Origin of the sequence: Psychroserpens mesophilus, assembly GCF_000826645.1 — a bacterium.
In the GTDB taxonomy this organism is placed as follows: Bacteria; Bacteroidota; Bacteroidia; order Flavobacteriales; family Flavobacteriaceae; genus Psychroserpens; species Psychroserpens mesophilus.
On sequence record NZ_JXJP01000002.1, the window covers coordinates 56837 to 69885 of the forward strand.

Here is a 13049-nt window from a genome sequence, read left to right on the forward strand (position 1 = left end):
AATTCATAACTCATATGATAGCCCTTTTGTAATAAAACAAAAGGGTTTTTTTTGTTTTAATGGTTTTCACTACTTTTGCCCAGCTAATTAACAAATCAAATAATATTAAAATATGGAATCACTAATGATTTACATGCCAATTGCTTTGGCGCTTTTAGGATTAATTTACATGCTCATTAAGAAATCTTGGGTTATGAAACAAGATGCTGGAGATGGTAAAATGAAAGAAATTTCAGATCACATCTATGAAGGTGCTTTGGCTTTCTTAAATGCTGAGTATAAATTACTTGCTGTTTTTGTTGTTATTGTAGCAGCTTTATTGGCTGTAGTCTCTTTTATTGTGCCAACAACACACTGGTTAATTGTCATTGCGTTTGTTTTTGGAGCTGTATTTTCAGCTTTCGCAGGAAACATAGGAATGAAAATTGCAACTAAAACGAACGTTAGAACTACACAAGCCGCCCGAACCAGTTTGCCTAATGCCCTTAAAATCTCTTTTGGAGGAGGTACAGTCATGGGTCTTGGTGTAGCAGGTTTAGCTGTGTTAGGGTTAACAGCATTCTTTATATTTTTCTTTTGGTTCTTTATGGGAAGCGAATGGACAAATACAATGGACATGACCATCGTATTAGAAACTTTAGCTGGTTTTTCTTTGGGAGCTGAATCGATTGCATTATTCGCAAGAGTAGGTGGAGGAATTTATACGAAGGCTGCCGATGTTGGAGCTGATTTAGTTGGTAAGGTTGAAGCTGGTATTCCTGAAGATGATCCTCGTAATCCTGCTACTATCGCAGATAACGTAGGTGATAATGTTGGTGATGTTGCTGGTATGGGAGCCGATTTATTTGGATCGTATGTGGCAACAGTATTGGCCGCAATGGTTTTAGGTAACTATGTAATTAAAGATATGGGAGGAGCAATTTCTGATGCTTTTGGAGGTATTGGTCCAATCCTTTTGCCAATGGCAATCGCTGGTGCTGGAATTATAATTTCTATCATTGGAACCATGTTGGTAAAAATAAAAAACAACGATGCTAAAGAAGCTCAAGTTATGGGAGCTCTTAACGTTGGAAACTGGACGTCAATTATCTTAGTGGCTGTGTCATGTTTCGGATTGGTAACTTGGATGTTACCTGAAACAATGCAAATGAATTTCTTCGGAGAAGGATTGCAAGAGATTTCTTCAATGAGGGTATTCTATGCAACTTTAGTAGGTTTATTCGTAGGTGCTGTTATTTCTTCAGTAACGGAATACTATACAGGATTAGGTAAAAAACCAATTTTAAATATTGTACAACAATCGTCTACAGGAGCAGGAACAAATATTATTGCTGGTTTAGCAACAGGTATGATTTCTACGTTCCCATCCGTTTTATTATTTGCTGGAGCAATCTGGGCATCGTATGCTTTTGCTGGATTCTATGGTGTGGCTTTAGCAGCTTCTGCAATGATGGCAACTACAGCGATGCAATTAGCTATTGATGCATTCGGACCAATCTCTGATAATGCAGGTGGTATTGCTGAAATGAGCGAGCAAGAGCCTATCGTAAGAGAACGTACTGATATTTTGGACTCTGTTGGTAACACAACGGCTGCAACTGGAAAAGGATTTGCTATTGCTTCTGCAGCGTTAACGTCATTAGCCTTATTTGCGGCTTACGTAACGTTTACAGGAATTGACGGAATTAACATCTTTAAAGCACCAGTATTAGCAATGCTATTTGTTGGTGGAATGGTACCTGTTGTATTTTCTGCTTTGGCAATGAATGCTGTAGGTAAAGCTGCCATGGAAATGGTAGAAGAAGTTCGTCGTCAGTTTAGAGATATTCCAGGAATTATGGAAGGTACAGGGAAACCTGAATATGATAAATGCGTTGCGATTTCAACTGAAGCTTCTTTAAAAGAAATGATGTTACCTGGTTTATTAACCATTGGATTCCCATTAATTATTGCTTTTGTGCCAATGTTATTTGGTATGAATCCTTTAGCGATTGCTGAAATGTTAGGTGGTTATATGGCAGGTGTTACAGTTTCGGGTGTGTTATGGGCAATCTTTCAGAACAATGCTGGAGGTGCTTGGGATAATGCTAAGAAATCTTTTGAAGCTGGTGTTGAGATTAATGGCGAAATGACTTTTAAGGGTTCTGATGCTCACAAAGCGGCTGTAACAGGTGATACTGTTGGAGATCCTTTTAAAGATACATCTGGACCATCTATGAATATTTTAATTAAGTTAACATGTTTAATTGGTTTAGTGATTGCACCAATCTTAGGTGGACATACATCTGATGAAGGTGTCACAATGACTAATGATATTAACATTGAAATGACTTTAGATGCTGAAGATATAGCACAAGCGACTGTCACTTACACTACTATTGAAAATGGAGTGGAAGTAAGTAAAGAAGAGGTTTTCAACGGAACAGAAGTTGAAGTTGAAGCAAAGCTAAGAGCTTTTGAAAAATCTCTTAAAGAGGCTAACGGCAAAAATGTAATTAAAGAAATGGAAGTAACCAAACAATAGGTTGCACCACATATAAATATTAAAAAGCCACGTTAGTCGTGGCTTTTTTTATTAATTTTAGTTTTTTAATTCTAATCTATTAGATGAACTGGTTCAAAAAGGATCCCTTACAAATTGTAATCTTTCAAAGTTATGGTACTGACACACATTTTTATATGCGAGGACGTGCATTGGAAGATGAAACAATTAACCTAGAACAAAAAGGGCTGTTGGGCTTATTTATCAATTCATGGAAACGGTTTGAAACCGATGAAATTAAACACACGGAACTCAAAATCTCCTTACCCGACAAAACGGTTCTAAAAACTATCACAGACGACCATGGGTATTTCAAAATTGATGTACAGTTAAAGAACTTAAATGCTATGGCAAATGATGAAGGCTGGCTCAAAATTGAAGCATCCTATAATGATGTGAATATTAAACGCAGTATTCAGAATGAGAACCGATTTCCTGGTGAACTATTAATACCTTGTCCGAAAGCAGACTTCGGAGTAATAAGCGATATTGACGATACCATTATTCATACTGGAGTTGTGTCTACATTAAAATGGAAAGTACTCTTAAATAGTATTTTTAAAAATGCTGCTAGTCGAATTCCATTAGAAGGTGCGGCTGATTTCTATCATAAGTTACATCGAGGAGCATCTGGCGATAATGCTAATCCGATTTTTTACGTAAGTCATAGTCCGTGGAATTTATATCGCTATTTAGAATTCTTTCTTAAACAAAACACCTTTCCAAAAGGGCCTATTTTATTGCGAAGTTTTAAGGATATTTTCAAAAAGAAATCTGGTGATCAGCCACAAAAACATATTGAAATTGTAAATATTCTGAAAACCTATCCGCATTTAAAATTTATTTTAATAGGAGACAGTGGTGAGCACGATGCCGATATTTACATTGCTATTGCGAAAGCATTTCCATCTCAAGTTGCAGCTATTTATTTGCGAAGCGTTTCTCATAAAAAGAAAATGCAACGCGTGAAATTGCTGTTTCAAGATTACAATCAGATTCCAGTCTTATTAGTTGAAAGTAGTGATCAGGCGATTAAGCATGCTCAACATAATGGCTTTATTGCTTAAGGATTCTATCAATTCGTTTTTTGTTTTGCTGTTGTAATAACGAAGGATACAGGTTGAAAACGATATTACACATAAACAAAATAGCAGCATACATTAGTGCTCCATTTACCAATTTTATTATGACAATAATAAAGATGAATAGGAAAGCAATCAAGTGACCAATTTCAGAATGAGTCATTTCATTTCTAATGGCTTGTAGTTCTGTGCTGCTTGGTCTGGTTTCAAATTTTATTTTCTGATTAAAGTATTTAAAGAAAGAGTTTTTAAGTGCCCATTTAAAAGCTGTCATTCCGATCGTGTGATAAGTCGCTTCGTTCTTTATAAAATTAAAATGGGAGAGTTTTGAATAAAACGCCATGTTTTTAATCGCGTTATTTAGAATCAAACCTATGGTCCATGAGCCCAATGTAAAGGCGATTGAATTAAAAATATAAATAGATATCATCTTAACATGAATTAAGTTCTAGCTATGCGTTAAGGATAGAACGGCATGTTTGAGCTCCTTGAAAAGAGCGAGTAGTGATAGCCTGACCTTTCGCAGCTATAGCGAAGGAAGGAAACGCCCTAAAATAAGCCGTTAATCTGTGCATCAATTTTATTGATAATACCTCCTAAATCTTCGGGATTGGCCACAAAGTCTAATGGATCTACATCAATAATAAGCAAGTTGCCTTTATCATAACCATGAATCCAGGCCTCATAACGTTCGTTAAGTCGACTGAGGTAATCAATGCTTATCGAATTCTCGTAATCACGCCCTCTTTTATGTATTTGAGCTACAAGGTTTTGAATAGAACTACGCAAATAGATTAATAAATCTGGACCTTCAACAAAGGACTCCATCAAATCAAAAAGTGAACGGTAGTTTTCAAAATCACGATTGGTCATCAAACCCATGGCATGCAAGTTGGGTGCAAAAATATGCGCATCTTCGTAAATGGTTCTGTCCTGAATAATGTCTTTACCACTCTCACGAATTTGCGCTACTTGACGAAATCTGCTATTTAAGAAATAGACCTGTAGATTAAAACTCCAACGTTCCATCTGGTTATAAAAATCATCGAGATACGGATTATCGACAACATCTTCAAGTTGAGGTTCCCATTTGTAATGTTTAGCGAGTAGTTTTGTGAGTGTTGTTTTACCAGCACCTATATTTCCTGCAACTGCAACATGCATATCTAATTGATTTTTAGTTGGTATTTATGGAGTTTTTCAAGATCGTAAATATACAAGGTTTCATTGGTCAATAAAAACTGATTTATTAACAATTTTGGAAGTTTAATAGGTGTTAAATCTTCCTTTTTCTTGTGTTTGAAATACAAAGAGTCTTCCTTTTTTAAAATGAGATGACCATTACTTTTAGATATTTCGGTAAAGCCTGTATTTTCAATTTTAGAAATCATACTACCAAAATAATTGTATTGATATAAAAATTTTTCGGTAAGTAGCCAGCAAAAATTATAATCACTCTCTAAATCTAATACTAACGATTGTACAGGCACTGCTGAGAATCGTGTTTTATTGGCTTTGTAATCGTAGAGTTCTAATTTCTGAAAGTCAACATTAAACACCCAAAGCGTATTATCAAATCCGGTTGAGACATGACTCACATTTTTATAGGGTTGGATGGTATTGAAATCAATTTTGAAAATTTCAGCTAAGCGATTGTCTAATATAATAACCATATTAAAATCCTGATAAAACAAATTGATTTTCAAAGGGTTGAAGGTGTTGGCTGTCGTGATTTCTCCTAACTGATAATTACTGTAGTTTATTGAAGTGCCATCCTTGTTTTGCTTATAAATCGTATTATCTCGAATGAAATAAAAGGTTTCAAAATTATCAAGATCCACAACCTGATCTACTTTTAGATCGGTTGAACTGATAAGCTTAGCATCTATTACAGATTCCTGACTAGTAATAGTCATTGTGAACAACAAACAGATGTATATGATATATCGCATAAGGATTTGAAAAGTACAAAAATCAAACCACTTTTAGCAGATTAATTTATATCCAAAACCTCTAACGTTTAAAATTTGAATGGAATTGTCTTTACTGAGCTTTTTACGAAGTTTAGAAATAAAAACATCCATACTTCTGGCATTGAAAAAATCGTCATTTCCCCAAAGCTTATTTAAAATTAGCGAACGATCTAAAACTTTATTTTTGTTCTTTACCAGATGAAATAGTAAATGTGCTTCACGATGTGTTAGCAGAATAGAATCGTTGTCTTTAAATCCGAGAGTTTGCTTCGGGAAATTAAATGTATAGTCACCCAGTTGCAGTATTTCAGACGTTTTTTGAATGGTCGTTCTGTGGAGTAAATTATTGATTCTCACAATCAACTCTTCCATGCTAAAGGGTTTTTTTAGATAATCATTGCCACCAATTGTAAATCCTTCTACAACATCTTGAGTTTGAGATTTAGCCGTTAAAAAAATAATAGGAATCGTGTCGTCAATGGCTCTAATGTCTTTAGCGAGACTGAAGCCATCTTTTTTTGGCATCATAACATCTAATACTAAGAGTTCAGGATGCTGGGTTTGATAGGTTTCTAGAGCTTTTTCACCATTATCACATAATAAAACCTTGAAGCCTCTTGTCTCTAAACTTTCTTTGATAATTTGTCCTAATGCAGGTTCGTCTTCAGCGAGTAAAATAGTAGTTTTAGGCATTTGGTATGACAATTTTAAAGGTTGTTTTTTGTTTATCTAATTCAATTTGGATAGTTCCATTATGCTTTTCAATAATTTTCTTAGTGTAGTATAATCCAATTCCAAAGCCTTTGATGTCATGTGTATTACCTTTAGGAATTCGGTAAAACTTTTCAAATACCCGATTTATATTTGCTTTTGTAAGGGTTGTTCCATTGTCTGAAATAGCGATTTTTATTTGCGAAGAATCACTTTTGACGTTCACCTCAATTTGATTGCCACCATACTTAAATGCATTATCAATGACATTATTTATAGCATTTTCAAAATGAAATACATCTACTTGAGCAAACAGATTGTCATCGATCTCATAGTTCACCAATTTGTCATTTTGCATTTTATGTTTTTCGACGATGGTCGTTACTACCTCTGAAATGTTATATCGATCTTTAATAAGTTCTAAATTCTCGCTGTCAAGCGTCGCTGTTTCGAGAAGTTTTTCAACCATAATATTCAATTTAGACAATTGATTGTTAGACATGGCTAAGTATGTTTTGGTCTTTTCTTTGTCATTGATGATATTAAAATTCTGAATGCCTTCTAAAGCGACACCAATAGTAGCGATAGGTGTTTTAAATTCATGAGTGATATTGCTGATGAGGTCGTTTTTAACTTCAGACAATTGCTTTTGTTGTTTGATAATTTTAAGTAAGTAAAACAAACAACTTATTACTGCAAGGATTAATAATGTAGAAAGTGAAATACCCAGAAGACTCCGTTTAAATGTTTCTTTAACTGGGTTTTTGAAATGTAATGTGATAGTTTCATCGCCTTTTAAATAGGTAGTTTTTGCATTCTTTTTAATAGGGAACTCAGGTTGAGTGCTTGACTTAGAAGCGTATAATGTGTCTTCATTTTTGAAATGAGTCAGATAAAAATCATTATAAACACCTTTATTTTTTAATTCTGAGACAAGCAGAGAGTCTAGCTTTTTATAGTCTAAAGAATCTTGCTGCATAGCAATATAAATAGTTTTTAGTCCTTTTATTAGTTTTAAACTATCTCTAGATTTTTTACCCCAAAACACCTTATTTTTTGAGATAGTTTGCTTGCCTTTATCAAAGGTTAATCCACTTTTTTTGTCTTTAGAAATTTGTGTAAATTTATCTACAATTACCTTATCGCTAGCCAGTATTTTTTTATTGAGGCTATCTTCATAAGTATTAAATACGTCATTAAAAAATAAACCATCTATGCTGTCTAACTGCGATTGGTCATCACCAGAAATATCAATTGTAGTAATTTTAAGCGAAGCATCGTTACCATTGTTTTGATCTTCAATAGTTTTGAGTTTGCTTTTGAAAGGTTGCAAAATACTGTCCCAACCAATATCACTAAAATCAGTTTGGTCATCAGCCTCACTTCCATCTACGATGGTTAGAAAATTCTTTTTAGAAAGCATTGAATAATACGTTTCTACAGCATTATCTAAACTCCATTGAATGTCATTGTAAACTTGCTGCTTATTACTCTGGTAGTTTTTGTAATTCCAGAACACCTGAATTGCAATCGTACTAAGAATCACAAAAACAATAAGATATAAGATGTATTGATAACGTTTGTCGTTCATAATTCAAATGTAAATGTTAAAGTGGTTAAAAACTAATCGGTTAACACACGTTAACATTGGTTAACTAAAAGCCATGATAGTGCCACATATATTTGCAGAGTAATAATCTAAAAACCAATAAATATGAAAACTGCATTTACAATTTTATTTCTTTTTTTAGCAACAATTAGTGTTGCTCAATCTCAAAATTCTGATCATTCTAAAAAGATTCAAGTGACTAAGGTTACCGATTTTAAAATTTCGGTTGTCGTCAATTCTTTAAATGAAATAAAAAGAACATTTACCATGAATGATATTAAAGATATTTTAAATGACCTGCCAGAAAATGAAAACGTATCGTTTGAAATGATTTGTAATGGAAAAGAAATGTCTGATAACAAAAAAAGTAGCGTATCTTATAAAGTAATGGGTAATGTTGATGATCGCAGAGGATTTTTAAAAACGATTGAAAAAGTAAGACAAGGAGCCATTAACTATTACAAAAGCAAATAGTAGTCATGAGAATCATTATTAATGTTTTAGTTGTCGCACTGGTTTTAGTTAATACTAAAGTTTATGGACAAGAATTTAAAGGAAAGGCCATATACAAGTCACATCGTAAAGTTGATTTAGAGATGGATGAAGATGATAAAAATGCTGAGATGAAAAAGCAAATTCAGGAGCAATTGCGTAAACAGTTTCAGCAAGAGTACACCTTAACTTTTGATAAGTATCAATCATTTTATAAGAAAAATGAAAAGCTAGCAGCTCCAGCACCTGCTTCAAGTGGTTTCCAAATAACAATTTCTGAAGGGTCTGAAGCACTGTATAAAAATATTAAGGAGAAAAGATACAGTAATGCAACAGAAATATTTGGAAAGCTATTTTTAGTTAAGGACAGCCTCGTGTATAGAAAATGGGAACTCATAAATGAAACTAAGAATATTGGTCTTTATACATGTTATAAAGCTGTGTTTAAAGATTCCTATACAACTGAAACAATAACTGAAGAAAATGAACTAGAAACAGTAGAAAAGGAAAGAACTACTATTGTATGGTACACACCTCAGATTCCTGTTTCAAATGGTCCAATGGATTATCATGGATTGCCTGGTTTGATACTGGAAATTAATGATGGTGAGCTCACTTTGGTTTGTACAAAAATTGTACTTAATCCGGAAGAAGATATTAACATCAATGAACCCAACAAGGGAAAAGTGGTAACTCAGGCTGAGTTTGAAAAAATCATGGACGAAAAACAAAAAGAAATGATGGATCGTTTTCCGACAAGAAGAGATGATGGTAAGACAAGATTTATTAAAATTGGAGGATAATTTTAGGAATACTTTAACTTTTGTTTGGTTTAACTAAAGTTGCTTTTTAAAGTCTAATTTGTATTTATGACCTATTTTTAGACTCTTAACTTTAGATACAAATTTTATGAAATCCGTAACCATCAAAATTTTCGCAGTATTATTTTTTGTAAGTGGTTTGCTTACAGCACAAGACTTTCAAGGACAAGCAATTTATCAGACTAAAACAACTGTTGACATGAGTAATTTTGGTGGAGGTCAAATGAGTGATCAGCAAAAAAAGATGATTGCAGAACGTATGAAAAGTATGCTAGAAAAAACCTATGTATTGAATTTTAATCGTAGTGAATCTACATACAAGGAAGAAGAAAAATTAGATGCTCCAGGTTCGGGAGGTAGTCCATGGCGAGGAATGATGAGTAGCTTTACAGGTGGTCCTCAGTATAAAAATATTAAGGAGCATCTCATATTACAAGAGCAAGAATTTTTTGGAAAACAGTTTCTAGTCAAAGATTCACTACCTAAATTAGAATGGAAGCTTGAAAACGAAACCAAGTTAATTGGTCAGTATACCTGTTTTAAAGCAACAACGGTAAAGCCTGTTGACGACATGGATTTTATGAGTATGCGAAGACGAGGTAGAAATAATGACGAAAAAAATGAGGGAGACACTAAAAAAGATTCCATACAATCAGAAAATCCTTTGGATGAACTTGAAGTACCAAAATTTGTTGTAGTTACGGCATGGTATACACCTCAAATACCAGTAAGCACTGGTCCCGGAGAATATCATGGACTACCAGGTTTGATTCTAGAGGTACAAGCCGATAGAACCGTTATGCTTTGTACAAAAATTGTGATGAATCCTGAGGAAAAAGAAGCGATAACTAAACCGGATACTGGTGAGGTTGTTACCCGAGAAGCATATAATGCCATTATGAAGCAAAAAATTGAAGAGATGAGACAAATGTACGGCGGAAGAGGCGGAAGAGGTCGAAGAGACTAACATGATGTCATGATTCAATTTTTTAAAAGCAATTAATAATAGAAATATAATACGACAAATGAGAAATATAGTCTTACTAATGTTGCTTCTAGTAACAAGTGTAGCAAGTTCGCAAATAACGGTTCGAGGAGTCGTAAAAGATAGTATTGGGTCACCTCTTGAATTGGCTAATATAATAGCCATTAATAAGGAAACACAAGCGATGGCTTCATATGCCATATCAAATGATAAAGGTCAATATAAACTAGATCTCGATAAAAGTAAAGTCTATATCCTACAAGTCAGTTATATCGGCATGAAGTCGGTTTCTGAAGAGTTATCTACTCAAGAAGATGATATTTCTAAAGATTTCACGCTTCAATACGATAATGCACTTGATGCCGTAGAATTAACGTATGAAATGCCTGTGACCATAAAAGGAGATACCTTGGTCTATAATGCCGATTCATTTAAAGATGGCTCTGAACGAAAGCTGGAAGACGTTCTCAAGAAATTACCAGGTGTTGAAATAAATGACGATGGACAAATTGAAGTCGAAGGTAAAGTCGTCAATAAATTAATGGTTAATGGAAAAGACTTTTTTGATGGAGATTCAAAGTTAGCAACAAAGAATATTCCGTCTAATGCGGTTGATAAAATTCAGGTATTGCGTAACTATTCAGAAGTTGGTCAGTTAAGTGGTGTTCAAAATAACCAAGATAATGTTGCTATTAATATTAAATTAAAAGAAGGGAAAGAAAATTTTTGGTTTGGAGATGTTACCGCTGGAGTAGGTACTTCTCCTGATAAAGAATTGTACTTAGTACAACCAAAGCTATTTTATTACAGTCCGAAATATAGTTTAAATGTCATAGGTGATTTGAACAATATTGGAGAAGTTGCTTTAACCAATCGAGATATCAGAAATTTTGGAGGCGGATTTAGACGTCCTAGTCAAAGTAGTGGTACCAATATTAATCTCGGAGATAACGGATTGGGAGGACTAACAAATCTTGGTAATGCTCAAGACATCGAAACAAAATTGGCAGCAGGTAATTTTAGTTACTCACCTAACAAAGCTCTTGATTTGAGTGGTTTTTTAATTTACAACAGTAGTCGTTTAAGAACACGGGAAGAAAGTTTTATCAGATATATAGATCCTGATTTAGGAATTCCTAATGAAGAAAAAGTGCAAACGGGAAGAGAGGCTACTAATCAAGGGATTGCAAAGTTGAGTGCAACTTACAAACCAAACTTTAATAACCAATTAGATTATGATTTACTAGGTCGAATTTCTAATGATTCTGAAAGGCAATCTGAAGTGTCCTCTGTAGTTGGAAATACCAATCAGTTAAATGAAGTAACCCCTTTTAGTATCAATCAAAACTTAAATTATTACTATACGCTTGACGAAAAGAATATTTTTGCACTTGAAGCACAACATCTCATAAAAGATGAAGACCCGTTTTACAACGCGTTACTTGTTAATGACCCTACTAATAATAGTGCGCCTCAGCAAGATCAAGATGCTTTTGATAACACAGCCTTAGCTTTAGGGTTTGACAGAGATCAATTTGGATATAATCTTAACCAAAATAGACGTATCAAGTCAAATCAATTAGATGCTAAAATAGATTACTATTATATCTTAAATAACAAGAGCAATATCAATTTAACTTTTGGAACGATATTAAGCAATCAAAAATTCAATTCTAATATTTTTCAATTTTTAGATAATGGTTCTTATTTTGACCCAGTTGCAACGTTAACAGATAGTGATGGAAATATTTTGCTTAACCAAAATGACACCGAATATAATTTTAGTGATGTGTATTTAGGTTTTCGTTATAGAGTTAAATCTGGAAAATTCACGATTACACCTGGATTTTCTCTACATGCTTATGGTAACCGAAACATTCAATATGGTGAAGAATACAAAGATAATTTTTTCAGAGTCTTACCTGAATTCGAAACGCTTATTCAATTTAAAAAGAGTGAAAGTTTAACCTTTCGCTACAATATGAGTAATTCGTTTACAGATGTAACAAGCTTAGCTGAAGGTTTGGTCTTAAACAGTTTCAGTAATATCAGTTATGGTAATCAAGAATTACAAAATTCATTATCACATAATTTGAGTTTGAGATATTTTAGTTTTAATCTTTTCAATTACACCAATGTGTTCGCTATTGCTAATTACAGTAAAAATATTGATCAAATAAGAAGCACCACAAATTTTGATAATGTTATTAGGACCAGTTCATTTTTCAACTCTAATTTTGCAGACGAATCTGCTACAGTTTTCGGACGCGTAGAACGTACCTTTAAAAAAATAAGAGCACGATTAGGAGTGCGTTTTTCGTACGCTAAACAAAATCAGTTTGTACAAGATATTCGCACAGTTAATGAAAACTTTACCCAAAGTTATACACCTGAGTTACGAACTAATTTCAGAGAGGCTCCTAATGTTCGATTAAGATATGCCTATTCAATTACCAATAATGACCAAGGTGCCACGTCAACTAGGTTCGTTACTAATGCACCATCAGTAGAATTTGATGCATATTTATGGAAATCAGTAACCTTTAGAACCGATTTCACTTATACCAATCAAGATGATGGCGTTAGACCGTCACAATCATTTCAAACATGGGACGCGAGTTTAGCCTACAGAAAAGATAAAGATGCTAAATGGGAATATGAGGTAAAAGCTTCTAACTTACTCGATATTGACTCAAACGTCAATAATAGCGCTAATAATATTTCAGTATTTAACTCAGAAACATTTATTCAACCAAGATTTGTAACGTTTAGAATCATTTATACCTTGTAATTTGGGCGTTACTAACCTTCGCTTAAGCTACGGTTAGTCAGGC

Annotated in this window: 11 protein-coding genes; 6 read left to right on the forward strand and 5 right to left on the reverse strand. The window is 33.7% G+C overall.

From position 1 onward, the window contains the following. Positions 1-112 precede the first annotated feature (112 nt). Entirely contained in the window at positions 113-2524 is a 2412-nt protein-coding gene (locus TD18_RS02595; protein ID WP_040248125.1) for a sodium-translocating pyrophosphatase, read from the forward strand. An 83-nt stretch (positions 2525-2607) separates the two neighbouring features. After that, positions 2608-3609 carry an App1 family protein gene (locus tag TD18_RS02600; protein WP_040248128.1) on the forward strand — a complete coding sequence of 334 codons (1002 nt, stop codon included), beginning with the start codon at positions 2608-2610 and terminating at the stop codon, positions 3607-3609. Here the strand turns inward: TD18_RS02600 and TD18_RS02605 are convergent. The 5 genes from TD18_RS02605 to TD18_RS02625 form a co-directional block, all read right to left on the reverse strand. Beyond that, positions 3599-4054 (reverse strand): glycosyl-4,4'-diaponeurosporenoate acyltransferase CrtO family protein, encoded by a 456-nt coding sequence (locus tag TD18_RS02605; protein WP_040248130.1) that lies wholly within the window; start codon positions 4052-4054, stop codon positions 3599-3601. The two genes, TD18_RS02600 and TD18_RS02605, sit on opposite strands and share 11 nt — an antisense overlap. A 119-nt stretch (positions 4055-4173) precedes the next feature. Further along, positions 4174-4788, reverse strand: a complete 615-nt coding sequence (locus TD18_RS02610; protein ID WP_040248133.1) for a deoxynucleoside kinase — start codon at positions 4786-4788, stop codon at positions 4174-4176. Positions 4789-4790: 2 nt separating this feature from the next. Beyond that, the gene (locus TD18_RS02615; RefSeq protein WP_040248136.1) at positions 4791-5576 is read right to left on the reverse strand and encodes a hypothetical protein; all 786 of its coding nucleotides are present in this window, start codon (positions 5574-5576) and stop codon (positions 4791-4793) included. A gap of 33 nt (positions 5577-5609) precedes the next feature. Beyond that, positions 5610-6290, reverse strand: coding sequence for a response regulator transcription factor (locus tag TD18_RS02620; RefSeq protein ID WP_040248140.1), 681 nt, complete (start codon positions 6288-6290; stop codon positions 5610-5612). After that, positions 6283-7899 carry a sensor histidine kinase gene (locus TD18_RS02625; protein WP_040248143.1) on the reverse strand — a complete coding sequence of 539 codons (1617 nt, stop codon included), beginning with the start codon at positions 7897-7899 and terminating at the stop codon, positions 6283-6285. The genes TD18_RS02620 and TD18_RS02625 overlap by 8 nt, the downstream gene beginning before the upstream one ends. A gap of 123 nt (positions 7900-8022) precedes the next feature. Between TD18_RS02625 and TD18_RS02630 the strand changes: the two genes are divergently transcribed. From TD18_RS02630 to TD18_RS02645, 4 genes are all read left to right on the forward strand, one after another. Beyond that, positions 8023-8391 (forward strand): hypothetical protein, encoded by a 369-nt coding sequence (locus TD18_RS02630; protein WP_040248144.1) that lies wholly within the window; start codon positions 8023-8025, stop codon positions 8389-8391. Between the two features lie 5 nt (positions 8392-8396). Further along, on the forward strand, positions 8397-9212 hold the full coding sequence (locus TD18_RS02635; protein WP_052461020.1) for a GLPGLI family protein: 816 nt from the start codon (positions 8397-8399) through the stop codon (positions 9210-9212). Positions 9213-9318: 106 nt separating this feature from the next. Continuing rightward, positions 9319-10197, forward strand: coding sequence for a GLPGLI family protein (locus tag TD18_RS02640; RefSeq protein ID WP_040248146.1), 879 nt, complete (start codon positions 9319-9321; stop codon positions 10195-10197). A gap of 58 nt (positions 10198-10255) precedes the next feature. Then, on the forward strand, positions 10256-13006 hold the full coding sequence (locus TD18_RS02645; protein ID WP_040248149.1) for a TonB-dependent receptor: 2751 nt from the start codon (positions 10256-10258) through the stop codon (positions 13004-13006). Positions 13007-13049: the final 43 nt, after the last annotated feature.